This window comes from Pseudomonas batumici (assembly GCF_000820515.1).
GTDB classification, from domain to species: Bacteria; Pseudomonadota; Gammaproteobacteria; order Pseudomonadales; family Pseudomonadaceae; genus Aquipseudomonas; species Aquipseudomonas batumici.
The window spans coordinates 1-23,369 of the sequence record NZ_JXDG01000009.1; the positions used below are offsets into that span (position 1 = coordinate 1).

Sequence of the window (23,369 nt, forward strand, 5' to 3'; positions counted from 1 at the left end):
ATCATGCCCTCGGCCCTGCGTCGCTCGTTGCCCTACTACAGCAACGAAGTGATCCTGATGCTGCACTCGACCACCGTGGCCTTCACCGCCACCGTCCCGGACATCCTGAAAATCGCCCGGGACGCCAACGCGGCGACCTTTATGACCTTTCAGACGTTTGCCGTGACCGCGCTGATCTACCTGATGGTCACCTTTGCGTTGGTGGGGCTGTTCCGCGTTGCCGAACGTCGTTGGCTGGCTTTTCTGGGCCCGGCCCACTAGGACTTAGCGCCCCGCCGTGGGCTTTGTCGCCGCTTGTGACGTCTACGCAGCGGCGACCCATTTTCCCTTAGAGGATGCTTGCGCACATGTACAAATTGACTGTTGAAGAACTGCATAAGAGTTACGGTAGCCACGAAGTGCTCAAGGGCGTTTCACTGAAAGCCAAGACCGGTGACGTGATCAGCCTGATCGGCGCCAGCGGCTCGGGCAAAAGCACCTTTTTGCGTTGCATCAACTTTCTCGAAACCCCGAATGACGGTGCCATGACCCTGGACGGCAAGTCGATTCGCATGGTCAAGGACCACCATGGCATGCACGTGGCCGACGATGCCGAGCTGCAGCGCCTGCGCACCCGCCTGGCGATGGTGTTCCAGCACTTCAACCTGTGGGGCCACATGACCGTGTTGGAAAACATCACCATGGCCCCGCGTCGGGTGCTGGGTGTCGCCAGGAAGGAGGCCGAGGACCGGGCTCGACGTTATCTGGACAAGGTTGGCCTGCCGGCCCGGGTGGCGGATCAGTACCCGGCGTTCCTGTCGGGCGGTCAGCAGCAGCGTGTCGCCATTGCCCGCGCCTTGGCGATGGAGCCGGAAGTCATGCTCTTCGACGAACCGACCTCGGCGCTCGACCCGGAGCTGGTGGGCGAAGTGCTCAAGGTGATCCAGGGCTTGGCCGAAGAAGGCCGGACCATGATCATGGTGACCCACGAAATGAGCTTCGCCCGCAAAGTCTCGAATCAGGTGCTGTTCCTGCATCAGGGGCGAGTGGAGGAGGAGGGCGCACCTGAAGCGGTGCTGGGCAATCCGAAGAGTGAGCGTTTGCAGCAGTTCCTCAGCGGCAACCTGAAGTAAGCACTGCCGCGGGACTATGGCTCAAATCAGCTCAGTTGTGAGCTGATTTGAGCTGATACGCAAATTAGCTCATTTCAGCTTGGCGGAACCGCCTCAATCAATCGGATGGTTGTCCGATGCGGGCGATAGCTGACGAGACGGGGACGTGCCCTCAAGCAGGGCATCTACCACCGCACGCGCTACCTCCACCGAATGCAGCATGCCCCAGAACAACGCCCGTTCCACCGGGTTGGTATGTAGGCTGATTTCGTCACCATTGAGTTCCGCCGTTTCGAGCAGATTCGAAACGTAGGTCAGTGCGTCCTGGGCATTGATGCCCGGTTGAATGGCAAACAGCGTGGGCTTGTATGGGGCTTCGGGGATGACGGGTTTGGAGCAAGTGAATGCGAGGGTGTCGAGCAAACGGGGGGTGTTTGCCGGGGCCGGCTCAGGTTCGTTAGAAGGGGTATCAGAGAGTTTACGCAGGTACAGGCCTTTGTCGGCAGTGCTGGGGGCTTTGCGAACGGTTGGCGGATCGGGAACGAGCTTCTTGTCCATGTTGAATCTCCTGTTTGTAAAAGGAGCTCACCACGTTCGTGTCCAAGCGAATGGGTGGCGAACTGTGCGCAGGTTGGACAACCGGGAAAACAGGTAACCCGGCACACTCGAAAGTGTCCCGCACACAGCCCGCCATAAAAAGCGAATACAAAAAAGCCGCTTTCGCGGCGCTGTGCGCCCTGTATTTCACCGGGTGTCCAAGCCCGTATCGCTGAATTTGCAGCGACACGTGAACAGTAGCCCTGGCGTTTAGCGCACGCAATATTCTCCCATGCTTGAAACGTGTGGGAAATATGAGTTTTTTCGGCGGGCTATTTCGCGTATTGACTGGGTTGCCGAGCAACACCCATTCAATGATGAGCTGATACCCGCTCAGACCGAGAAAAAAATAACGTCGTGTCCGGGGTTAGTTGACCACTACAGCTCGGTCCACATCCAGAAACGAAAACGGCGCGCTGTAGGGGCGTGGCGAGTGAAGTTGGCAGCCTTTATCCGATTGCCCTGTCCAGCCTACACTGACGCTCAATAGATCAGGGCAACCACAGGAAGCCGCATGTTTCTCTCTCTTTGCCCTAAACGCATCCGGCCTATGCGCCGGTGTGCCGCGTGGCTTTTGTGTCTTGCGGTGAGCCAGGTTTGGGCTGTGGAAGCCGAGCCCAAGAAGCTGATCAGTTCAACCGTCGGCGATACGAGCATCCAGGTGTCCGAACTGGAGCCGGAGTCCGAGTCGGATTACGCCGAAGAAATCGTGACCTTGACGCGAGAAGGTTCCCAGCCGATCACGCTCCGCGACGTCCACTTCTACGTGCTCTATACCGACCCGGATCCCACCCATGCACCGAATATGATCGTGCAAGGCTTCAGTGGTGGCGCTAATTGTTGCGATACGTTGCACATCATCAGTTTTTCGCCAACGCTGCATATGCAAGATATCCAGGCTCTCAATTCGGATCAGATCGATATGCAAGCGGTCGCTCATGGCGGGCCGACATTGGGCTTCTACGATTTCAGTTTCGCGTTTTGGCATCACTCATTCGCAGGTAGTCCTGCACCGCCGATCTCGCTCAGTTGGGATACCGCACAAGGACGCTATGTACTGGACGTCGATAGCATGCGCAAACCGGCGCCATCGAATGTCGAGTTGGAGGAAGATGCGCAGGAGCTCTTGACGGAGGAGGTCGATAGCAAACAACCGTGGCCGCCCACCCTGTTATGGCACGACATGTTGACGTACATCTATTCCGGCAACAGTGCGTCGGCCCGAACCTTGATGGATACGGCATGGCAGCCGACATGGGGTGACAAGGAGCGGTTTTTTACCTGCTTTAGCCGTGAACTTCATAAAGGCTGGCTCTGGGGTCACATGGACATCGGTCACTTGATGACGGCTGATGCTGACTTTCCCAAACCGATAAGCCTGCCGGAGCCTGTGCAGCGAGCTGAGTATCTGAACTGCCTCCGATGAGTCACCGATGGTGAGGGCCTCTCCGATTGTAAGTCGTATCGGAGCGCCCACAAAAAAGCCGCGTATCAACGCGGCTTCTTCGATTCCGACAACGCTTACACGTTAAACGAGAAATAGCCCCAATTTATCCAGCATTCATGCGGCAATTCCACTCGGTAAACCTAATGTTACCCGGTTCCATACCCGGTCGCCTATCCGATGCATTCGCGCAATATATCAGGTGCAACGCAATCGAGTTGGATGTCGGCAGCCGCCCCGTCGCAGACCTTTGCGTCACCTAGGGGTCACCAAATTACCTGGGAAGTTCACGGACTGATTGGTGGGGCGGGAGAATATATTCACGAGATTGCCATCTGGATCGCGTAACAGCAGCGAGCGGTTCCCCCATGGCATTGTCGTTGTCGGCATGACGACATTGACGCCGTTATCAGCTATCCGTTCGAGTACTGCATCCACGTCCGTTACTTCAAACTCCAGTATCGCTGATTGATTGGCTGCTGCTTTTGCGGCCCCTGCATTGAACAGGGTAATCAGGCGTTCAGAGGAAAGGGCTAGTACCGCCCCGTTGAAGTGGATTTCTGCAAAACCTTCTGCCGGACGGTTTGCCGTGATGCCGGAAAGGTGCTGGTAAAAGGTGATCATGTTTTCGAGACCCTGCGTGACCACACGTACCGATGCGAACTTCATCTTGAGCTCCTGATTTGAAAGAGGGCTCAGTTTAAGATCCAATCCTGTCAGATTCTGGCAGTATAGTTTTACTCGCTTCCTGGTGGGCTTTGCGCCACTCGCGTAGCAAAGCGGCTCTGCGCTTGGGGTAGCGCTCATTGGTCTCGTCCGTTACCAATATGCGGTCAGTACGAAAATTTCGGAAGCCGTTTCTCAGCTCGCACCAGCACATCAACACTCTGGACTGGTCAAAATAGACCAAGGCAAACGGCCATACCACGCGCTGCGTCTGAATGCCGTCACCATCCATGTAAGTGATCCGCAGCTTCAGTTCAGAACGTACAGCGCTGCGCAGGATGTCATGAGACGGAGGGTTATTTGGTCTCTGCAAGGGAGCGCCGACAAGCAGTGCCGACTCTTCCAGCTCCCGCCGCAATTCGGAAGGCAATACTGACGAAACCTTGGCCAATACATTCAGTGCGCCCTCGGCCAGGGTGCGATCACAACGGTCCGCCACCCAGCGCATGCCCAAGACCAAGGCTTCAAGCTCTTCTGAGCCAAACATCAAGGGTGGCAGCATGAAGCCCGGCTTCATGACGTACCCAATACGCGGCTCGCCTTCTATCATGGCCCCCTGGGCTTGCAGGCTAGCGATATCCCGATACAAGGTACGGATACTGATGCCAAGCTCGTTTGCCAATACCTGGCCGCTCACTGGGCGGCGATAGCGCCGCAAAACTTGCAAAAGATGGAGCAGGCGTTCTGAACGTGACATTAATAGCGACCACATCTGACACGCCCTGAAACAAAGAAGCCCTGTATCTACAGGGCTTCTTCAGAACTGGGCCAAATTGGACCGTCGTGAGTTAATACGGACCAGTTAGACGTTGAAGCGGAAGTGCATCACATCACCGTCCTTGACGATGTAATCCTTGCCTTCCAGGCGCCATTTGCCGGCTTCCTTGGTCCCGGCTTCGCCCTTGTACTGGATGAAGTCGTTGTAGGCGATCACTTCGGCGCGGATGAAGCCTTTTTCGAAGTCGGTGTGGATCACACCGGCGGCCTGTGGCGCGGTCGCACCGACACGCACGGTCCAGGCGCGGACTTCCTCGACACCGGCGGTGAAGTAGGTCTGCAGGTGGAGCATTTCGTAGCCGGCACGGATCACGCGGTTCAGGCCAGGTTCTTCAAGGCCCAGGGCTTCAAGGAACATGTCCTTCTCTTCACCGTCGTCCAGCTCGGCGATTTCCGCTTCGATCTTGTTGCACACCGGCACCACCACCGCGCCTTCTTCCTCGGCAATGGCCTTGACCGCGTCCAGCAGCGGGTTGTTCTCGAAGCCGTCTTCGGCGACGTTGGCGATGTACATCACAGGCTTAGTGGTCAGCAGGTGGAAGCCACGGATCACCGCCTTTTCGTCGGCACCCATGTTCTTCATCAGGCTGCGTGCCGGCTTGGCTTCGGTGAAGTGGGCGATCAGCTGCTCCAGCAGGCCCTTTTGCACCACGGCGTCCTTGTCGCCGCCCTTGGCGTTGCGCGCGACTTTCTGCAGTTGCTTCTCGCAGCTTTCGAGGTCGGCGAAGATCAGTTCCAGCTCGATGATCTCGATGTCGCGCTTGGGGTCGACGCTGTTGGCGACGTGAATCACGTTGTCGTCTTCGAAGCAGCGGACCACGTGGGCGATGGCATCGGTCTCGCGGATGTTGGCGAGGAATTTGTTGCCCAGGCCTTCACCTTTCGACGCACCGGCCACGAGGCCCGCGATGTCGACGAATTCCATGGTGGTCGGCAGGATGCGCTTGGGCTTGACGATCTCGGCCAGGGCCTGCAGGCGCGGGTCGGGCATCGCCACGATACCGCTGTTCGGTTCGATGGTGCAGAAGGGGAAGTTCTCCGCCGCGATACCGGATTTGGTCAGGGCGTTGAACAGGGTGGATTTGCCGACGTTGGGCAGGCCGACGATGCCGCAATTGAATCCCATGGTGTTTCCCCTCGGATAAGAGTCAGGCCTTCTGGCTGTGCAGGTTTTTCATCGCTCGGTTCCATTCCCCGGCGAGGATATCCGGCAGCACGCCGAGGGCAAAATCGATGCTGGCATCGAGCTTTTCCTGTTCGGCGCGTGGCGCACGACCCAGGACAAAATTTGAAACCATACTGGCAACGCCCGGGTGGCCAATGCCAAGCCGCAGGCGGTGAAAGGTATTCTGGTTGCCGAGCTGCGCGATGATGTCGCGCAGGCCGTTGTGCCCGCCGTGTCCGCCGCCCTGTTTGAGCTTGGCGACGCCGGGAGGCAAGTCCAGCTCGTCGTGGGCCACCAGGATTTCTTCGGGCGTGATGCGGAAGAATCCAGCCAATGCCGCCACGGCCTGGCCGCTGCGGTTCATGTAGGTGGTGGGGATCAACAGACGAACATCCTGACCCTGGTGACTGAAGCGCCCGGTCAGGCCGAAATATTTGCGATCGGCCACCAGGTTGACACCTTGGGCGTGGGCGATGCGCTCAACAAAAAGGGCCCCCGCGTTATGCCGGGTCTGTTCGTATTCGGTGCCTGGATTTCCCAGGCCAACGATCAGTTTGATGGCAGTCACGACAGGGGCCCTTCCTCGGAGTTGTGGATAACATCGCGGCTATTCGGCGTAGCGGCGAAGGTGGACGAAACGTGCTCATTTACATGATGCAAACTTCGCGATCCCGCCCGCTTTACTCGCTACTTGCCAGCTCGCGATGTTTCCATGACTCCGACGTTGCGGAGTAAACGATTACTCGGCAGCGGCTTCTGGTGCAACACGTGGCGCGTGAACGTTGGCAACAGCCAGGTCGTTACCGTGAGCCAGTGCGACGAACTCAACGCCTTTCGGAGCCTTGAGGTTCGACAGGTGGATGATCGAACCCACTTCGGCGTCAGCCAGGTCGACTTCGATGAACTCAGGCAGGTCCTTGGCTTCGCAAGACACTTCGATCTCGCCCACAACGTGGGAGATCTCGCCGCCTTTCTTCACTGGAGCTGCTTCGTTGATGAAGTGCACAGGAACGGTAGCAGTCAGTTTCTTGCCGGCAACAACGCGAACGAAGTCGGCGTGCATGATGAACTGCTTGGCTGGGTGACGCTGCAGGGCTTTAACGATCACGCTCTGCTTGGTGCCGCCGACGTTCAGTTCGATCACGTGGCTGAAAGCAGCCTCGTCTTCGAACAGCTTGGCCACTTCTTTGGCCAGCATGGTGATGGACTCAGGAGCCTTGTCGCCACCGTAGACAACGGCAGGAACCTGGTTGGCGAGACGACGCAGGCGGCGGCTCGCACCTTTCCCCAGGTCGTTACGCGCTTCGGCGTTCAGGATGAAATCAGTCATTTTGTATCTCCAAAATAGCCATGTCCCGTCACGTCTGCGACCGACGTGAGCGGTATGGGCAAAAAAGCCCCGCCCCAACATGGGTGTTGGGGCGGGGCGCTTTACGTCAACGAGGTGTCTGCCGGGCAGGGCCCTTAGCGGAACATCGCGCTGATCGATTCTTCGTTGCTGATGCGGCGAACCGCTTCGGCGACTACCGGTGCGATATCCAGTTGACGGATACGTGCACAGGCTTGTGCGGCAGCGGACAGCGGGATGGTGTTGGTCACCACCAGCTCGTCCAGCACGGAATTTTCAATGTTCTCGATCGCGCGACCCGACAGCACAGGGTGTGTGCAGTAGGCAAAGACCTTGGCAGCGCCATGTTCCTTGAGGGCTTTCGCCGCGTGGCACAGGGTGCCGGCGGTGTCGACCATGTCATCGACGAGAATGCAGGTGCGGCCTTCGACGTCACCGATGATGTGCATCACTTCGGAGTGGTTGGCCTTCTCACGACGTTTGTCGATGATGCCCAGATCCACGCCCAGCGACTTGGCAACAGCCCGTGCACGCACGACGCCGCCAATGTCCGGAGACACGATCATCAGGTTTTCGAAGCGTTGATCTTCGATGTCATCCACCAGAACGGGGGAGCCGTAGATGTTATCTACCGGAATATCGAAGAAACCCTGGATCTGGTCTGCGTGCAGGTCAACCGTGAGAACACGGTCGATGCCGACGACGGTGAGCATGTCAGCGACGACTTTCGCGCTGATTGCCACACGCGCGGAACGCGGACGGCGATCCTGACGGGCATAACCAAAGTAAGGGATCACCGCAGTGATTCGAGTGGCTGAGGAACGGCGGAAGGCATCAGCCATCACGACGAGTTCCATCAGGTTATCGTTGGTCGGAGCGCAAGTCGGCTGAATGATGAAGACGTCTTTACCGCGGACGTTTTCATTGATCTCAGCGGTGATTTCGCCGTCGGAGAACTTACCGACAGAAATGTCACCGAGTGGGATATGCAGCTGACGTACGACACGCCGAGCCAGATCGGGGTTGGCATTCCCCGTAAAGACCATCATCTTGGACACGCGCAGTACCTGAAGGCTGAGGGTAACCTGGATGAGTATAGGAAAATGGCAGGGGCGGCTGGATTCGAACCAACGCATGGCAGGATCAAAACCTGCTGCCTTACCGCTTGGCGACGCCCCTGTATCTGTTGCAACGAGTACCCTGTACTCGATTCCTAGAGCAGACTTTGCAGCTTGCGATGCAACATCGAAACGTTGCTTCCCTTTGCCACAAACCCTGTTTGGGTCTCTGTAAGAAGGGCCGAGACTTTATCAGCTTCAGCTTTGTTTGGGAAGGCCCCAAACACACAACTTCCAGTGCCGGTTAATTTTGCTTCGGTAAACTTACCTAACAAATTCAAAGCGTTACGTACCTCTGGATAACGCCTTGCAACAACCGGCAAGCAGTCATTTCGACTGTTTCCCTTGGGAACGGGGCGCACTTTAATGGGCGCGGAGTCACGTGTCAACAGCGGATCTGAAAAAATTTCTGCTGTACTTACAGAGACTTGCGGAACGAGCACGACATACCAGGGTTCGTCGGGGTCGACCGGGGTGAGTTTTTCCCCCACGCCCTCGGCGAAAGCCGCGTGCCCGCGGACGAAAACCGGGACATCGGCGCCCAGTGTCAGGCCCAGGCCGGCCAGGCGATCCTCGTCCCAGCCCAGTTGCCAGAGATGATTGAGGCCGAGCAGGGTGGTCGCGGCATTCGAGCTGCCGCCACCGATGCCGCCACCCATGGGCAGGATTTTCTCGATCCAGATATCCACGCCCAGGGCGCTGCCGGATTGTTCCTGGAGTTTTTTCGCGGCGCGCACGATCAGGTTGCTGTCGTGGGGCACGCCGTCGAACTCGGTGTGCAGCCGGATCACGCCGTCGTCACGGACCGCGAAGCTCAGTTCGTCGCCGTAGTCGAGAAACTGAAACAGGGTCTGCAATTCGTGATAGCCGTCCGCACGGCGACCGAGGATGTGCAGCATCAGGTTGAGCTTGGCCGGCGCGGGCAGGGTCAGGCGGGCAGCGCTCATGTCACTGTCCCAGCTGGCGCGGCTGCCAGTCCTTGATCACCAGGGTGACATCGAGGTCGCGACCGTGCAGCTTGACGCGCTCGGGCAACCAGTAGCCGTTCTGCTGGCTGTAGCTCAGGTACTCGACCTGCCAGCCATCCTGGTCCAGGGTGGCCAGGCGGCTGTCGCTGTCCAGGCTCAGGCGGCTTTTGCTGTCCGGCGCGGGGAGGCCGCGGACCCACCAGACCAGATGGGACACCGGCAACTCCCAGCCCAGTTGCTCCTGGAGCAGGGCTTCGGGGCTGTTCGCGGCGTAGCGACCCTGGTTGGCGACCTCCAGGCTCACCTGGCCGGGACGTCCGGTCAGGCGCGCGGCGCCACGCCCCAGTGGGCCGGACAGGCGGATATCGTAGTAATCCTGGCGTTGCAGCCAGAACAGGGTACCGCTGCCGGAATCCTTCGGTGCGCGGATTCCGACCTTGCCATTGATCTGCCAGCCGTCGAGGCTGCTCAATTGCTGCTTGTGTTTGGTCCACAGGGCAGGGTCGCCGTGGCCTTCGACGGACTCACGGGTACCGAAGCCCGCGCAACCGGCGAGCAGGGCGATCAGGCTGAAAACAATGAGGTGGCGCAGGAACATAGATTTACAGAGTCTCGGAACCGGTCAGGCGCTTGATGGTGCTGCGCAGGAGTGGGCTGTCGGGCTGGTCCTTGAGGAACTTGCCCCAGATTTGCCGGGCTTCGCGTTGCTTGCCGTTGCTCCACAGGACTTCGCCCAGGTGCGCGGCGACTTCCTGGTCGGGGAACCGCTCCAGGGCCTGGCGCAGCAGGCGTTCGGCTTCGTCGAGGTTGCCCAGGCGGAAATTCACCCAGCCGAGGCTGTCGAGTACCGCCGGATCTTCCGGATTCAACTGGTGAGCCTTCTCGATCAGCTCCTTGGCCTCAGCATAGCGGGTCGTACGGTCCGACAGGGTGTAGCCGAGGGCATTCAGCGCCATGGCATTGTCGGGTTCGCGCTTGAGGATGGCGCGCAGGTCTTTCTCCATCTGCGCCAGGTCGTTGCGCTTTTCCGCCTGCATGGCCCGGGTATAAAGCAGGTTCAGGTCATCCGGGTACTGCAGCAGGGCCTGTTGCAGGACGCTCCAGGCACGATCGCCCTGATGGTTGGCGGAGAGGATCTCGGCCTCGATCAGGTAGAGCTGGATCGCATAGTCCGGCTGCTCGTCGCGGGCGCTCTTGAGTTTGCTCGACGCCTCGGCGCCGCGCCCGGTGGTGACCAGGATATCGGTCTGGCGCAGTTGCGCCGGCAGGTAGTCGTTGCCCGGCCCGACCTGCCCGTATTCGTCCAGGGCGGTCTGCAGGTCGTTGTGTTCTTCGGCGATGCGGCCCAGGTTCAGGTGTGCCGAGTCGACATGGCTTTCGCGGACGATCAGTTGTTCGAGGTAGCCCTTGGCCTCGTCCCAGGCCTTGGCTTCGAGGCAGACCAGCGCCAGGGAGAAACGCAATTCGTCGTCTTCCGGATACTGCTGCACGAGGTTGGAGAACTGGGTCTTGGCATCGGCCATGCGGTCCTGTTCCACCAGCATGCGCGCATAGGTCAGGCGCAGACGCTTGTCATCCGGGTACTTCTTGATGTTTTTTTCCAGGATCGGCAAGGCTTCCTTGCCGCGGCTGAGCGCTTGCAGCAAGCGGGCGCGCAGCAGGATCGGGGCGATTTCGCCTTCTTCCGGCGGGTTTTTCTCCAGCAGCGTCAAGGCGCCCTGGGTGTCGCCATCCTGTTGCAGCAGCAGGGCCTTGCCGAAAATCAGCTGGCTGTTTTTCGGGTGCTTGACCAGCAGGCGGTCAAAGCTCTTCATCAGGCCGTTGCGGGTGTCCTGGTCGGTGTCGGCGGCCGACAGGGCGAGAAAGTCGAAATGGGTGTCGCCCTTGCCTTGCAGGACCTTCTCCATATAGACCATGGCGTCGTCGTAGCGCCCGCCGCGTGCCAGCTGGATGGCCGCCGCGCGTTGCGCCTCGAGGTCGTTCGGGGCGTTTTTTGCCCAGATCAGCGAGGTGTCGAGGGCGGCCTGGTCGGCGCCCAGGTATTCGGCGATACGGAAGGCTCGCTCGGAAACGCCCGGGTCCTGGGTATTGATCGCCTGGGTCACGTAGTTATCCAGGGCGATATCGAAACGATTTCGCTGCCCGGCCAGCTCCGCGCTCAACAGGCTGAACACCGTATCCTCGGTGAACGAGCTGTAGACCTTGGGCTTTTCCGGGGCCGGGGTGGTCTCCTCGGCCGCTGGCGTACGGCTCGACGACACGGGTGCCAAGGCCTGGCAGCCGCTGAGGAAGACAAAAGCGAGGAGCAACGCGGAGGATCTATTCATATTGGGAGAAGGACAACTTACCTGCGGGTCAGGTCATCATGACACAAGCAGCGGGCAGAACCATACCTGTGACGCTCAGCGGACATTTATAGCAAGGTTACATCAGGACAATAGTCGGCAATGGTTGTCCTGAATCAGTCGAAGGTGGACAATTGTCGGCTTATCGACATCATCAGCGACCCTGAATGGCCTTCCTCGCACTCGGCATCAACCACAAGACGGCGTCCGTAGACGTGCGCGAGCGCGTGGCTTTTACCCCCGAGCAGTTGGTGGAGGCCCTGCAGCAGCTGTGCCGCCTCACCGACAGCCGTGAAGCCGCGATCCTCTCCACCTGCAACCGCAGTGAACTGTATATCGAGCAGGACCACATCGCGGCGGACACGGTATTGCGCTGGCTGGCGGATTATCACCACCTGAGTCTCGACGAACTGCGCGCCAGTGCCTACGTGCACGAAGATGATGCCGCCGTTCGTCATATGATGCGCGTCGCCTCGGGGCTGGATTCGCTGGTGCTGGGCGAACCGCAGATTCTCGGCCAGATGAAGTCCGCCTATGCCGTGGCACGGGAGGCGGGGACCATCGGTCCGTTGCTGGGACGCCTGTTCCAGGCCACGTTCAGCGCTGCCAAGCAGGTGCGCACCGACACCGCCATCGGCGAGAACCCGGTGTCGGTGGCCTTTGCCGCCGTCAGCCTGGCCAAACAGATTTTCAGCGATCTGCAGCGCAGCAGCGCACTGCTGATCGGTGCCGGCGAAACCATCACCCTGGTCGCCCGCCATCTGCACGAGCAGGGCGTCAAGCGGATCGTGGTGGCCAACCGGACCCTGGAGCGCGCCAAGACCCTGGCCGAGGAGTTCGGTGCCCATGCGGTGCTGCTGGCCGACATCCCCCAGGAGCTGGTGCACAGCGACATCGTCATCAGTTCCACCGCCAGCCAGTTGCCGATCCTCGGCAAGGGCGCGGTGGAAAGTGCCTTGAAGCTGCGCAAGCACAAGCCGATCTTCATGGTGGACATCGCCGTACCCCGGGATATCGAGCCGGAAGTCGGCGAGTTGGACGACGTTTACCTCTATAGTGTCGACGATCTCCACGAAGTGGTCGCCGAGAACCTCAAGAGCCGCCAGGGCGCCGCGCAAGCCGCCGAAGCGCTGGTCAGCAATGGGGTCGACGACTTCATGGCGCGCCTGCGCGAGTTGGCCGCGGTAGATGTGTTGCGCGCCTACCGCCAGCAGAGCGAACGCCTGCGTGACGAAGAATTGCACAAGGCCCAGCGTCTGCTGGCCAACGGCAGCAGCGCCGAAGAGGTGCTGATGCAACTGGCCCGTGGCCTGACCAACAAGTTGATGCATGCGCCCAGCGTGCAACTGAAAAAGTTGTCCGCCGAAGGCCGCCTCGATGCGCTGGCCATGGCCCAGGAACTCTTTGCCCTCGGTGAGGGCTCATCGGATAGCTTTTCGGATAAGAAACCGCAATGAAAGCGTCACTGCTCAATAAGCTGGACATCCTCCAGGACCGTTTCGAGGAACTGACCGCCTTGCTCGGCGATGGCGAAGTCATTTCCGATCAGACCAAGTTCCGCGCCTATTCCAAGGAATACGCCGAAGTAGAACCGATTGTCGCGGCCTACCAGCAGGTGCTGAAGGTGCAGTCCGACCTCGAAGGCGCCCAGGCGCTGCTCAAGGACAGCGACCCGGACCTGCGCGAAATGGCCGTCGAGGAAGTCCGCGAAGCCAAGGAACAGTTGGTCGAACTGGAGGGCAACCTGCAGCGCATGCTGCTGCCCAAGGACCCCAACGACGGCCGCAACGTGTTTCTCGAAATCCGCGCCGGTACCGGCGGCGACGAGGCGGCGATCTTCTCCGGCGACCTGTTCCGCATGTACTCGCGGTATGCCGAGAAACGTGGCTGGCGGGTGGAAATCCTCTCGGAAAACGAGGGTGAGCACGGCGGCTACAAGGAAGTCATTGCCCGGGTCGAAGGCGACAACGTCTACGGCAAGCTGAAATTCGAATCAGGTGCCCACCGCGTCCAGCGCGTACCGGCCACCGAATCCCAGGGGCGCATCCACACCTCGGCGTGCACGGTCGCGGTGTTGCCCGAGCCGGACGAACAGGAAGCCATCGAGATCAACCCGGCGGACCTGCGCATCGACACCTACCGCTCCTCCGGCGCCGGTGGCCAGCACGTCAACAAGACCGACTCGGCGATCCGCATCACCCACTTGCCTTCGGGGATCGTGGTCGAATGCCAGGAAGAGCGTTCCCAGCACAAGAACCGGGCGCGCGCCATGTCCTGGCTGTCGGCCAAGCTCAACGACCAGCAGACCACGGCCGCGGCCAATGCCATCGCCAGCGAGCGCAAGCTGCTGGTGGGCTCGGGCGACCGCTCCGAGCGCATCCGGACCTACAACTTTCCCCAGGGCCGGGTGACCGACCATCGCGTCAACCTGACCCTGTACTCGCTGGATGAAGTGCTGGCCGGTGGCGTGGAAGCCGTCATCGAGCCGCTGTTGGCCGAATACCAGGCCGATCAACTGGCCGCCTTGGGTGATTGAATGACCATTATTGCCAGCCTGCTGCGCACCGCCGAGCTGCCTGATTCGCCGACCGCGCGCCTGGACGCCGAACTGCTGTTGGCGGCGGCCCTGGGCAAATCCCGCAGCTACCTGCACACCTGGCCGGAAAAGATCGTCAGCAGCGAAGCCGCGCAGGCCTTTGCCGAGTTCCTGCAACGTCGTCGTGGCGGCGAGCCGGTGGCCTATATCCTGGGCCAGCAGGGGTTCTGGAAGCTGGATCTGGAAGTCGCGCCGCATACCCTGATTCCCCGCCCGGACACCGAACTGCTGGTGGAAGCCGCCCTTGAGTTGCTGCCACAGGCGCCGGCGTCAGTGCTCGACCTGGGCACCGGCAGCGGCGCGATTGCCCTGGCCCTGGCCAGCGAGCGTCCGAGCTGGCGGGTGACGGCGGTGGACCGCGTGCCGGAAGCCGTGGCCCTGGCCGAACGCAATCGCCAGCGCCTGGGTCTGGACAACGCCGCGGTGTTGAGCAGTCATTGGTTCAGCGCCCTGGAGGGCCGGCGTTTTCAACTGATCATCAGTAACCCGCCGTACATTGCCTCGACCGACCCGCACCTGGCGCAGGGCGATGTGCGCTTCGAGCCCGCCAGCGCCCTGGTGGCCGGCACCGATGGCCTGGACGATCTGCGCCTGATCATCGCCCAGGCGCCCGCGCACCTGGAGGCCGATGGCTGGTTGATGCTCGAACACGGTTACGACCAGGCCGAAGCCGTGCGCGAATTGCTCTCGGCCCAAGGGTTCAGCGAGGTTCACAGCCGTACCGACCTGGGTGGCCATCAACGTATCAGTCTGGGGCGCCTATCGTGCTGAGTGATCAGGAGCTGTTGCGCTATAGCCGGCAGATCCTGTTGCAACAGGTCGATATCGACGGCCAGTTGCGTCTGAAAAACAGCCGGGTACTGATTGTCGGCCTTGGCGGCCTCGGCGCCCCGGTGGCGCTTTACCTGGCGGCGGCGGGGGTCGGCGAACTGCATCTGGCGGACTTCGACACGGTCGAGCTGACCAACCTGCAACGCCAGATCATCCACGACACCGACAGCGTCGGGTCGACCAAGGTCGATTCGGCGCTGCGCCGGCTCGCGGCCATCAATCCCGAGGTCAGCCTGGTCGCCCATCGCCAGGCCCTGGACGCCGATTCTCTCGGCGTCGCGGTGGCGGCGGTGGACCTGGTGCTCGATTGCTGCGACAACTTCGCCACCCGCGAGGCGGTGAACGCGGCCTGTGTGGCCGCCGGCAAGCCGCTGGTGAGCGGTGCGGCGATCCGCCTCGAAGGCCAACTCTCGGTGTTCGATCCGCGTCGCCCGGAAAGCCCCTGCTACCACTGCCTGTACGGGCACGGCAGCGAAGCCGAACTGACCTGCAGCGAAGCCGGCGTCATCGGCCCGCTGGTGGGGCTGGTCGGCAGCCTGCAAGCCCTGGAAGCCTTGAAGCTGCTGGCCGGTTTCGGCGAGCCGCTGGTGGGACGCCTGCTGCTGGTCGATGCCCTGGGCACGAAATTCCGCGAGCTGCGGGTCAAGCGCGATCCGCAATGCAGCGTGTGTGGTGGCGGCCATGCGTGACGCTCCGGTCGCTGTATTTGACTCGGGTGTCGGCGGCTTGTCGGTGCTCAAGGAAATTCAGGCCCTGTTGCCCAACGAGTCGATACTGTATTTCGCTGACTGTGGGCATATCCCCTATGGCGAGAAAAGCCCGGCGTACATTCGCCGGCGTTGTGAAGTGATCGCCGGTTTCTTGCGCGAGCAGGGTGCCAAGGCGCTGGTGATCGCCTGCAATACCGCCACGGTGGCCGGTGCCGCCGACTTGCGCCAGCTTTACCCGGACTGGCCGCTGGTGGCCATGGAACCGGCGGTCAAACCCGCCGCGGCGGCCACCCGCAGCGGTGTGGTCGGTGTGCTTGCCACCACCGGGACCTTGCAAAGCGCCAAGTTTGCCGCCTTGCTCGACCGCTTTGCCAACGATGTGCGAGTGATCACTCAACCCTGTCCTGGCCTGGTGGAGATGATCGAAGACGGCGACTTGCACAGCGATGCCTTGCGCCAGCTGCTGCGCAGCTATGTCGAGCCTTTGCTGGAGGCGGGCTGCGACACCCTGATCCTCGGCTGCACCCACTATCCCTTCCTCAAGCCGATGTTGCTGGAGATGATTCCTGCCTCCATCAGCCTGATCGACACCGGTGCCGCCGTGGCCCGGCAACTCCAGCGCCTGCTGGAGGCCCGCGACCTGCTGTCGCGTGGGCCGGCTCGCGAGGCGCAGTTCTGGACCACTGCGAATCCGTATCACCTTGGAAATATTCTCCCCATTCTCTGGAATAAGTCCGGCGTTGTGCAAAGCTTCACAGGGTAAAACGTCGACGTAGAGCGACGAATTCCCGTGACCTCATGTTTGATGCCGGGGCTCGGTTACGGGGTTGTTCCTCTGCACCTGAAATGCACTGGAAGTAGGATATTTCTCATGAAGCGACTGTTCTGCTTGGCTGCGTTTGCAGCCGTCACCTTGGGGTATGGCGTTACGGTACAAGCGGCCGGTGTCGAGTTCTCGGTGGGCCAGACCACCGATTCGACCCGCAGCTATCGCCTGGGCCTGCAATCGGACTGGGACAAAAGCTGGTGGCAAAGCGACGTGGGGCGTCTGACTGGCTACTGGAGTGGCGCCTACACCTACTGGGACGGCGACAAGAGTCCCGACAATCACAGCCTGTCGTTTTCCCCTGTGTTCGTTTACGAGTTTGCCGGGGCGTCGATCAAGCCATACATCGAGGTGGGGATCGGCGTTGCGCTGTTTGCCCACACCGAAGTGGAAGACAACAAGCTGGGCTCGGCCTTCCTGTTCGAAGACCGTATCGGTGCGGGACTGCGCTTCGCCGGCGGACATGAAGTGGGGATTCGCGCCACCCACTATTCCAATGCCGGTATTCGCAAGCCGAACGACGGCATCGAAAGCTACGCGCTGCACTACACGATGCCGTTGTAATCCTGCTCAGCGCCTTCTTTCGACTCACCGATACGCCGTGGCGATCCCACGGCGTTCTTCCAGGCAGTCCGCCGAGCCGGTTTCGAACTCCCGGCAGATCAGCGGACGTTTCTCGTAGATCGTGCAGCGCATGCTGTCGCGATCCAGCGCCGCGCACCAGCCATCGTCCAGACGCAACATCACCTCGCCGCCCCAATCGTCGATGTCGATGTAGCGCTCGGGAACACCGGTATCGGTGATCAACATAACCTCCAGTCGACAGCAGCAGGCCGCGCAGGAAGAGCAGGTGATCGCGGGTTCCGTGAGGTCGGTCAGGGGGATCTTGGTCATGGGCGCCAGTGTATGCCAGTGCCACGCTGCTGTATGCCCGAGGTTCAAGCGTCGAGCCGTTCGAGCCGGCTTGGCCGACGAAGGGGCTACGGAAGTTTCCACGATAAGCGAATACCGCATGGGTTTGGTGTGTCAGGCATCTACTTCTCCTGCACCTGTGTTGGGTGCCGGGCATGGCGCTTGAACCCAGCCTGTCGGATCTGTTTGAAGGGAATAGTCTGTATGAATGACGCAGTCACACTGCCGGGCCTGTCGCTTGAGCACGAGATCGAGGCGGCCAAGGCGCTTTTCGCCCACCCGCCGACTTTGCGGGAAGTGGCCTTGTCGGCCATCCAGGGGTATTTTTTTTCCAGCTGGAACCCACAGCGCAATGCCTCGCATCTGTATGTCGGCAAGCTCCAATGGCTGGAGCGCGATGGAAAAAGGTTCTCGGGCGGCTATCAATACCGTGCCGTGATCGACCTTGTGCTCGAGCATTTCACGACCGGGGTCGCGCCGATCTTCAGCGCCGAGCATGTGCTGGAGATCAAGCTCGACAGTTTGCCCGGCGACCGGCTTCTGGTGGATGCACCGGCCATCCAGGCCGTGCTCGGCTCGTGGGGCGATATCCTGCTGCAACTCTATCAACAGGCACTGGTCGACTACTGGAACGCGGAGGATGAGCAAGGCTACAGCCGCTTTGACCGTCTTGGCAGGATACTGGGGCGGATTTTGTCCGCCGGTCGTGAGCAGCATCGCGCCTTTCTGTCGGTCAACCTGGAAAGGCCCGAGGAGCAATTTGCCCTCTATGGCGTACAGGCGGTGAGCAAGGACACCTGGGGCGGCGCTTATCCTGAAGCCTTGCCCGTACTGGTGGCCCGCCGCAAGGAACGGGGAGTCGAGCAGAACCCGCTGGTGCTCAGTCTGGCCAAAGGTCTCTTCAGGGCCGGCACCACGGATCTCGGACAGCTTGTGCCCTTGTTCATGAGTGCCCGGGCCAATGGTCGGAATATCGAGTATCGCGAGCATCGGCTCTGGCGGCAGGGCGACCCGGATATGCAACTGGTGCAGGCCCTCGCCAGCCTTGCCGAAACCCTGCTGGAAAACCAGCTTCAGGCAATTTCGCTGATCGGGCTCGATACCGAGTGGACGCTCGAGGACTACCAGCGCCGGCTCGAGCTGATCACCCGTCCCGATGACTGGTTTTTCACGCCGGTGCAGGCGGAGCCCCATGCGCTGGTCGAGTTGCCCGACGAACTGGCGGCGCTCAGTGACGGCTTGCCGCATTGGTTGCTGGGGGCGTCGAGCGAGGACATCAGCACCTACCGCACCCTGCTGGAAAAACTGGCCGATGTGCAGCGCGCCTCGGGCGGCCAGGCCTTTCTGGATGACGTTGGCGATCTGCCGGGCTTCGCCGTCAAGGCGCTGCTCAAGAAGATGGGCGAGGACCATCCGCAAACTGCCGATATCGCCAACCCCGATGATATTCGTCTGGAACTCGACAAGGTCATCGCGGTGGCCGTTGCTGGGGGCGCGGGAGGGGCGCTGGGGGAGGTGGAAAAGGTGCGGATGAGCCTGACCGCGTTTGCCCTGGAGAATCTCGGGGGCTTTCGGCATGCGAAGATGAAGATCAGTATCCGCCAGTGTGGCGTGGAAAAGCCGCTGCCCGAATGGCTGACCCCGGACTACGTCAAGGGACTGGTCACTTTTGTCGATATCGGGCGAACCTACCTGGACGCGCTCAAGGCCCGGCTGATCGATGATGCCGATGAGGCGCGGCGTCGGGAGGGCCTGTTCAGTGAGCAACTGCGGGTGCAATTGCCCATGACGGCGCTGGAGCTGAAGATTCGCGGCGAAGCGGGCTTCGACGAAGCGGGATACCGCCATGTCGAAGCGGTATTGCAGCCCGAAGCGGCGCAGCGCCAGGTGGCGGGCCAGGAGATCGTCCTGCGCCCCCTGGCCTTCAAGGCCGAAACCGATGCGGCAGCGGATGTCGTGGCGTCCATGTTCATCATCGGCCCGCGGGACACTCGCCAGGGCCCGTTCATTCTCTATCGTCCCCTGCTCGCCAAGGCCGGCCCACAGGCGTCGGCCTTCCAGACGTTCCAGTCGGCACCGGGCAAGGCTTTTTGTCCTCACGACAATGACGCCCGCCCCACGCCTCCCGTCGAGCCGCTGCTGCAATACCCGACGTGGGCGGCCCTGTTCGAGGCGCTCAAACAACCCGGTGCGGTGCAGGACAGCATTCTGACCTGGTTGAGCGATCAGGCCCGGCGCACCTATGCCAATGGCGGCTTTGTCGAGCCCCATCTGCGGCGCTCGTTCGAGGACGATTTTGCCGCGCTGTTGCCGGTGGCGCCGGCCACCCTCGATGACGCGGTGGTCCAGGGCGACTACCTGCATCACCTGTTCGGCTCGATGGCCAGGACCCTGATCGCCCTGGCGGACCGGCAATCGGTGTCCAATGCCGAATTGCGCTGGAATACCTTGAAGGAGGGCGGCTGGCAACTGTTCAACGTGGCGCTGATGTTTATCCGCGGCCCGGCGGCGGTGGCCGGCTGGATTTTCGCCGTGGTCGCCAGTGTCGATGCCGACTTTCGACGACTGCAGGAAAAGGACCCCGGGGCCAAGGCCAGTGCCTGGGCCGATGTACTGGTGAATATTGCCTTTATTCTCGGGCATCGGCTGGCCCATCGGCAGGCGCACGCCAAGACACCGCAGCAGATCCCGATAGACGAGGGGCGTCGCCCGTCGCACCGGGCCACGATCAGCGAAGGGCCGGACAGGCCGCTGCCGATGAAACTGGACAACCCCGTGGCGCCCGGCACGCTGTCCGCGCGTCCGAGTGTCAGTTCGTTCACCTTGAAGATCTACCCGTATCCCTGGCCCGAGCCCAGGACCCTGGGGGAAGTCATTGTGTCCGGCGATCTGAAGGGGTTGATCCGATTGAAGGAATCAAACCGGCTGGCGGCCTACTTCGGTGGCTGGCTGTTTGCGGTGAAGACGGACAGCGAGGGCAATGTCCAGGTGGTCGCGCCGGACGGTCGTAGCGAAGGCTTCTATCTGAAAAACGATGGTGCGGGAACATGGACGCCGGACTTGAAGCTGCGTCTGCGCGGCGGATCGGGGCGCCCGGGAGCGAGTATCGGGAAAAGAAGAGCCGCCCTGATTGAGGAAAAACGCCGAGAGCAGGAACAGAGGGAACGGGTCGGTTCGCGCTTCATGGAGGAGTGGAATGAGGGCGTCGAGGAGCAGGCGACGCGGGCAGAAGCGCTGCTTCCCGAGTCGCAAGCCTTGAGGGCGATGGAACGCAATCCCGAGCGCTATACCGACCCGCAGTGGTTTGCCCGAATAGACCGGCTCGGCGACCGGGTAAAAGTCTTTGTCGACGGCTACGAGCAACAGATCAACAAGCTGCGGATGAACGAGACGGTATTCCTGCGGGGATACAAGGGGACACTCTTTGCTTGCCTGCATCGGTTCGTCGTGGGGATGCAGTTGGCCCTGGACTCGATCAAGATCGGCGAAACGCGTTGCCAGCGGATCATGGAGCGTTTGCCCTATCAGGACGCTTCGGGCCGGGTCTTGCCGGAACGGCAACAGGCAGAGCAACGGGAAAACCGCGCCGCGGACCTGTATATCGACTGGGCGGAGCGGGAGAAACAGGCGTTTACCGAGCTGAGCCGTCATCGCAACCGGGATTTGACAGAATACCAGGGCATCCGCGAGGTCAGGGGCGAGGGGAGCAATGTGGCTGGATTGAAAGCCATCAGGGCGTGCCGGCTCGGGCTGTATTGCTTCAGGGAACTGGATCCGCAGCAGCTCGAGGCCGATATCTGGACGAAGTTCGATGATCTGCGCAGTGCCTTGGCCTCCCAGTCCATTCTCGATGAGCGATCCGCTTCGCCCCTGTCCGCTGAGGCGGACATCGGGGTGCTCAACACCTGTGTGAGTCAATATAACGAAGTGCTGGCCATGCTCGAGTACAAGACCGGCTTGTTGCCGCAAGGTGCCAGGCTGGTGTGGGGCGATCTGTTTGTCCGGCGCCTGGTCGAGTTGCAACAGGAGGCCGAGCGCAGCCTGGTCGAGCGCATCGAGGCGCGGGCCCCAGAGCAAGACGAGCCTGACCTACCGTCGGGACAACCCGGCAAGACCCGGAAAGTCATCCGTACCCGCCGCAAGAAAAACTATCTCGGTTATGTCCGGGACACGCCCCAGGATGGCCATGAGGTCATCGAGTTGATGGATCCCCAGACCGGTCAACCGATCGATTCCTTTGTCGAGGAAGAGGACGGCTACTGGCAGCCGTTGCCCAAGCCGGCGGCCGCCCCCTTGCCCAAGCCGCTGCCGCAGCCGGGTCTCAAGCGCCTGGTGCAGATGGCCGAGAGCCAGATCCGTCAGGCCGCCCGGGAGGTCGAGATGGCCAAGCGGCAGATCCCTGTCGCCAAGGACCCGGTCTATCTGCAGGATGTGCTCGAAGTCCGGGCGCGGGCGCTGGAGGCGCTGGCCGGGCAAATCGACCGGGCGCTGGCCGAGTCGGACAGTTCCGTGGCGCAAAGCGAAGTCTCCGCCGGCAAGGTTCAGGCCTCTGAACTACGTCTCCAGGCCGGGACGGTCAGGCATGAGGGATTGCTGGCGCGCATCGCCGTGACCAAGTCGAGTGCGCCGGACACCGAACGGCTGCTGTTTCTCAAGGAGCACAACGAGGTCGAGATCTTTCGCAACGGGCCGCGCACAAGACTCGGGAAGGATGATTTCCTCCAGGAGTATGTGGTGCGTGACAAGGCGGCCGGCAAGAATATCTGGGTGGCACATTTCCATTATCCCGAGAAAATCACCCCGGAGGAGTTGTTCCTGATGCGCGGCACCTTGGGCAAGGACGGCAAGCCACAAGCCCATGGCGCCCATCTGAAGCGCTGGGACGAGCGTTTTCTCGGGGTCAAGGCGCAGGCCCGGGCCGAGCAGGAGCGCTTTGAACGCATCCGCCAAGGTCAGCCCGGGCGGGCCTTGGAAGTGTTCCGGATCTGGCGCAGCGAGATCAGCCTGAGCATGGCCCGCCAGCTGTTTTTCAATGCCCCGGAACGCGAAGGCGTGGTACGTGAGCAACTGCGCCGGCTTTAGGGGTTGCCCTTGCCGTGGCCGGAGGTGTGGGCCATGGATTTTCCGGTGGCCGGTTGCGGCCGTTTGGGCCGACGCGAGAGTGGCCAGAGCCCGGCCATGAACAGCGCCGGAAAGACAATTTCCAGGGGCCGCTGCCTGAGCTGTTCACAGATATGGTCGGCGGCTTTCTCGGCCGACCAGCGCAGCGGCATGGGGAAATCGTTTTGCCGGGCCTGCGGGGGGTCGACGAAACCGGGGCTGACCAGGGTGACGGCGATGCCTTCGTCGGCCAGGTCGATGCGCAGGGATTCGAACAGATCGCGCATCCCGGCCTTTGACGCGCCATGGGCTTCGGCCCGGGGCAACGGCAGGAAGGTGACCGAGCTGGCGATGCCCACCAGATGCGGCTGCAGGCCGGATCGAAGCAGCGGCAAGGCCACGTCGATGCAGTAGCTGCTGGCCAGCAGGTTGGTGCGCACCACCCGCTCGATGATCGAGGCATCGAACGCCTGGGCATCGACATATTCACAGGTGCCGGCGTTGAGAATCACGGTGTCCAGGGAGCCCCAGGTCTGGGTGATGCGCTCACCGATTTCCCGTACCTGCCGGCTGTCGGTCAGGTCGCCGGGTGCCAGCAGGAGCTGGTCGGGATAACGTTTTTCCAGGGTTTGCAGCGGTTCGACACTGCGGGCGCTGACGGCCAGTTGCACACCGCTCTTGAGCAGGACTTCGGCGAGGGCTGCACCGATGCCGCTGCTGGCGCCCGTGAGCCAGACACGTCGTGGAGGTGTAATGCTCATCCCATGCTCCTTTTCAACCCGGCCATCCCTTGGCCAGTGTCAGATGACGATAGC

The 23,369-nt window shown here is 61.3% G+C and carries 22 protein-coding genes and 1 tRNA gene; 10 read left to right on the top strand and 13 right to left on the bottom strand.

The window, feature by feature from the left end; genetic code table 11:
* On the top strand, positions 1 to 261 hold a 261-nt coding region (locus UCMB321_RS04495; RefSeq protein WP_040064203.1), incomplete at its 5' end, for an amino acid ABC transporter permease.
* 86 nt (positions 262 to 347) lie between these two features.
* Positions 348 to 1,112 (top strand): ABC transporter ATP-binding protein, encoded by a 765-nt coding sequence (locus tag UCMB321_RS04500; protein ID WP_040064205.1) that lies wholly within the window; start codon positions 348 to 350, stop codon positions 1,110 to 1,112.
* Between the two features lie 93 nt (positions 1,113 to 1,205).
* On the opposite strand, the gene UCMB321_RS04505 is transcribed toward UCMB321_RS04500, so the two are convergent.
* Positions 1,206 to 1,649: a hypothetical protein gene (locus UCMB321_RS04505; protein WP_040064206.1), complete on the bottom strand. Its 444-nt coding sequence runs from the start codon at positions 1,647 to 1,649 to the stop codon at positions 1,206 to 1,208.
* A 643-nt stretch (positions 1,650 to 2,292) separates the two neighbouring features.
* Between UCMB321_RS04505 and UCMB321_RS04510 the strand changes: the two genes are divergently transcribed.
* Complete coding sequence (locus UCMB321_RS04510) at positions 2,293 to 3,114, top strand: hypothetical protein (RefSeq protein ID WP_167337417.1); 822 nt, start codon at positions 2,293 to 2,295, stop codon at positions 3,112 to 3,114.
* Between the two features lie 273 nt (positions 3,115 to 3,387).
* On the opposite strand, the gene UCMB321_RS04515 is transcribed toward UCMB321_RS04510, so the two are convergent.
* The 10 genes from UCMB321_RS04515 to UCMB321_RS04560 all read right to left on the bottom strand — a co-directional run bounded on the left by UCMB321_RS04515 (position 3,388) and on the right by UCMB321_RS04560 (position 11,561).
* Complete coding sequence (locus tag UCMB321_RS04515; RefSeq protein WP_040064208.1) at positions 3,388 to 3,801, bottom strand: VOC family protein; 414 nt, start codon at positions 3,799 to 3,801, stop codon at positions 3,388 to 3,390.
* Positions 3,802 to 3,832: 31 nt separating this feature from the next.
* Positions 3,833 to 4,570, bottom strand: coding sequence for a helix-turn-helix transcriptional regulator (locus tag UCMB321_RS04520; protein WP_245220715.1), 738 nt, complete (start codon positions 4,568 to 4,570; stop codon positions 3,833 to 3,835).
* 90 nt (positions 4,571 to 4,660) lie between these two features.
* Positions 4,661 to 5,761, bottom strand: a complete 1,101-nt coding sequence (gene ychF, locus UCMB321_RS04525; protein WP_040064209.1) for a redox-regulated ATPase YchF — start codon at positions 5,759 to 5,761, stop codon at positions 4,661 to 4,663.
* A 22-nt stretch (positions 5,762 to 5,783) separates the two neighbouring features.
* Positions 5,784 to 6,368 (bottom strand): aminoacyl-tRNA hydrolase, encoded by a 585-nt coding sequence (gene pth, locus UCMB321_RS04530; RefSeq protein WP_040064210.1) that lies wholly within the window; start codon positions 6,366 to 6,368, stop codon positions 5,784 to 5,786.
* A 171-nt stretch (positions 6,369 to 6,539) separates the two neighbouring features.
* Positions 6,540 to 7,130, bottom strand: coding sequence for a 50S ribosomal protein L25/general stress protein Ctc (locus UCMB321_RS04535; RefSeq protein ID WP_040064213.1), 591 nt, complete (start codon positions 7,128 to 7,130; stop codon positions 6,540 to 6,542).
* A gap of 134 nt (positions 7,131 to 7,264) precedes the next feature.
* The gene (locus tag UCMB321_RS04540; protein WP_003171603.1) at positions 7,265 to 8,206 is read right to left on the bottom strand and encodes a ribose-phosphate pyrophosphokinase; all 942 of its coding nucleotides are present in this window, start codon (positions 8,204 to 8,206) and stop codon (positions 7,265 to 7,267) included.
* Between the two features lie 46 nt (positions 8,207 to 8,252).
* A tRNA-Gln gene (locus UCMB321_RS04545) sits at positions 8,253 to 8,327 on the bottom strand.
* Between the two features lie 34 nt (positions 8,328 to 8,361).
* Positions 8,362 to 9,213 carry a 4-(cytidine 5'-diphospho)-2-C-methyl-D-erythritol kinase gene (ispE, locus tag UCMB321_RS04550; protein ID WP_040064214.1) on the bottom strand — a complete coding sequence of 284 codons (852 nt, stop codon included), beginning with the start codon at positions 9,211 to 9,213 and terminating at the stop codon, positions 8,362 to 8,364.
* A gap of 1 nt (position 9,214) precedes the next feature.
* The gene (gene lolB / locus UCMB321_RS04555; protein WP_040064215.1) at positions 9,215 to 9,832 is read right to left on the bottom strand and encodes a lipoprotein insertase outer membrane protein LolB; all 618 of its coding nucleotides are present in this window, start codon (positions 9,830 to 9,832) and stop codon (positions 9,215 to 9,217) included.
* Positions 9,833 to 9,836: 4 nt separating this feature from the next.
* Positions 9,837 to 11,561 carry a tetratricopeptide repeat protein gene (locus UCMB321_RS04560; RefSeq protein WP_040064216.1) on the bottom strand — a complete coding sequence of 575 codons (1,725 nt, stop codon included), beginning with the start codon at positions 11,559 to 11,561 and terminating at the stop codon, positions 9,837 to 9,839.
* A 185-nt stretch (positions 11,562 to 11,746) separates the two neighbouring features.
* Here UCMB321_RS04560 and hemA point away from each other — a divergent pair, with 185 nt between their 5' ends.
* From hemA to UCMB321_RS04590, 6 genes are all read left to right on the top strand, one after another.
* Complete coding sequence (hemA, locus tag UCMB321_RS04565) at positions 11,747 to 13,036, top strand: glutamyl-tRNA reductase (RefSeq protein WP_040064217.1); 1,290 nt, start codon at positions 11,747 to 11,749, stop codon at positions 13,034 to 13,036.
* A complete protein-coding gene (gene prfA / locus UCMB321_RS04570; protein ID WP_040064219.1) occupies positions 13,033 to 14,115 on the top strand; it encodes a peptide chain release factor 1 in 1,083 nt (360 codons plus the stop codon). The genes hemA and prfA overlap by 4 nt, the downstream gene beginning before the upstream one ends.
* The gene (gene prmC, locus UCMB321_RS04575; protein WP_040064221.1) at positions 14,116 to 14,946 is read left to right on the top strand and encodes a peptide chain release factor N(5)-glutamine methyltransferase; all 831 of its coding nucleotides are present in this window, start codon (positions 14,116 to 14,118) and stop codon (positions 14,944 to 14,946) included.
* Positions 14,940 to 15,695: a molybdopterin-synthase adenylyltransferase MoeB gene (locus tag UCMB321_RS04580; RefSeq protein ID WP_040064223.1), complete on the top strand. Its 756-nt coding sequence runs from the start codon at positions 14,940 to 14,942 to the stop codon at positions 15,693 to 15,695. The genes prmC and UCMB321_RS04580 overlap by 7 nt, the downstream gene beginning before the upstream one ends.
* Positions 15,688 to 16,479, top strand: coding sequence for a glutamate racemase (gene murI, locus UCMB321_RS04585; protein ID WP_040064290.1), 792 nt, complete (start codon positions 15,688 to 15,690; stop codon positions 16,477 to 16,479). The genes UCMB321_RS04580 and murI overlap by 8 nt, the downstream gene beginning before the upstream one ends.
* Positions 16,480 to 16,587: 108 nt before the next feature.
* Positions 16,588 to 17,106 carry an acyloxyacyl hydrolase gene (locus UCMB321_RS04590; protein WP_040064225.1) on the top strand — a complete coding sequence of 173 codons (519 nt, stop codon included), beginning with the start codon at positions 16,588 to 16,590 and terminating at the stop codon, positions 17,104 to 17,106.
* Between the two features lie 24 nt (positions 17,107 to 17,130).
* Here the strand turns inward: UCMB321_RS04590 and UCMB321_RS04595 are convergent, their stop codons facing one another.
* Positions 17,131 to 17,436: a YkgJ family cysteine cluster protein gene (locus tag UCMB321_RS04595; RefSeq protein ID WP_040064227.1), complete on the bottom strand. Its 306-nt coding sequence runs from the start codon at positions 17,434 to 17,436 to the stop codon at positions 17,131 to 17,133.
* A gap of 222 nt (positions 17,437 to 17,658) precedes the next feature.
* On the opposite strand from UCMB321_RS04595, the gene UCMB321_RS04600 reads away from it, so the two are divergent.
* The gene (locus tag UCMB321_RS04600; RefSeq protein WP_040064228.1) at positions 17,659 to 22,536 is read left to right on the top strand and encodes a dermonecrotic toxin domain-containing protein; all 4,878 of its coding nucleotides are present in this window, start codon (positions 17,659 to 17,661) and stop codon (positions 22,534 to 22,536) included.
* On the opposite strand, the gene UCMB321_RS04605 is transcribed toward UCMB321_RS04600, so the two are convergent.
* Positions 22,533 to 23,315, bottom strand: a complete 783-nt coding sequence (locus UCMB321_RS04605) for an SDR family NAD(P)-dependent oxidoreductase (protein ID WP_040064230.1) — start codon at positions 23,313 to 23,315, stop codon at positions 22,533 to 22,535. The genes UCMB321_RS04600 and UCMB321_RS04605 overlap by 4 nt on opposite strands.
* Between the last annotated feature and the right edge of the window lie 54 nt (positions 23,316 to 23,369).

Excerpts from the sequence above, each read along its gene's own strand:
- UCMB321_RS04500 (WP_040064205.1), top strand. The coding sequence starts at position 348 with ATGTACAAATTGACTGTTGAAGAACTGCATAAGAGTTACGGTAGCCAC.
- UCMB321_RS04505 (WP_040064206.1), bottom strand. The coding sequence starts at position 1,649 with ATGGACAAGAAGCTCGTTCCCGATCCGCCAACCGTTCGCAAAGCCCCC.
- UCMB321_RS04515 (WP_040064208.1), bottom strand. The coding sequence starts at position 3,801 with ATGAAGTTCGCATCGGTACGTGTGGTCACGCAGGGTCTCGAAAACATG.
- UCMB321_RS04520 (WP_245220715.1), bottom strand. The coding sequence starts at position 4,570 with ATGTGGTCGCTATTAATGTCACGTTCAGAACGCCTGCTCCATCTTTTG.
- ychF (WP_040064209.1), bottom strand. The coding sequence starts at position 5,761 with ATGGGATTCAATTGCGGCATCGTCGGCCTGCCCAACGTCGGCAAATCC.
- UCMB321_RS04535 (WP_040064213.1), bottom strand. The coding sequence starts at position 7,130 with ATGACTGATTTCATCCTGAACGCCGAAGCGCGTAACGACCTGGGGAAA.
- ispE (WP_040064214.1), bottom strand. The coding sequence starts at position 9,213 with ATGAGCGCTGCCCGCCTGACCCTGCCCGCGCCGGCCAAGCTCAACCTG.
- lolB (WP_040064215.1), bottom strand. The coding sequence starts at position 9,832 with ATGTTCCTGCGCCACCTCATTGTTTTCAGCCTGATCGCCCTGCTCGCC.
- UCMB321_RS04560 (WP_040064216.1), bottom strand. The coding sequence starts at position 11,561 with ATGAATAGATCCTCCGCGTTGCTCCTCGCTTTTGTCTTCCTCAGCGGC.
- hemA (WP_040064217.1), top strand. The coding sequence starts at position 11,747 with ATGGCCTTCCTCGCACTCGGCATCAACCACAAGACGGCGTCCGTAGAC.
- prfA (WP_040064219.1), top strand. The coding sequence starts at position 13,033 with ATGAAAGCGTCACTGCTCAATAAGCTGGACATCCTCCAGGACCGTTTC.
- prmC (WP_040064221.1), top strand. The coding sequence starts at position 14,116 with ATGACCATTATTGCCAGCCTGCTGCGCACCGCCGAGCTGCCTGATTCG.
- murI (WP_040064290.1), top strand. The coding sequence starts at position 15,688 with ATGCGTGACGCTCCGGTCGCTGTATTTGACTCGGGTGTCGGCGGCTTG.
- UCMB321_RS04590 (WP_040064225.1), top strand. The coding sequence starts at position 16,588 with ATGAAGCGACTGTTCTGCTTGGCTGCGTTTGCAGCCGTCACCTTGGGG.
- UCMB321_RS04595 (WP_040064227.1), bottom strand. The coding sequence starts at position 17,436 with ATGACCAAGATCCCCCTGACCGACCTCACGGAACCCGCGATCACCTGC.
- UCMB321_RS04600 (WP_040064228.1), top strand. The coding sequence starts at position 17,659 with ATGAATGACGCAGTCACACTGCCGGGCCTGTCGCTTGAGCACGAGATC.
- UCMB321_RS04605 (WP_040064230.1), bottom strand. The coding sequence starts at position 23,315 with ATGAGCATTACACCTCCACGACGTGTCTGGCTCACGGGCGCCAGCAGC.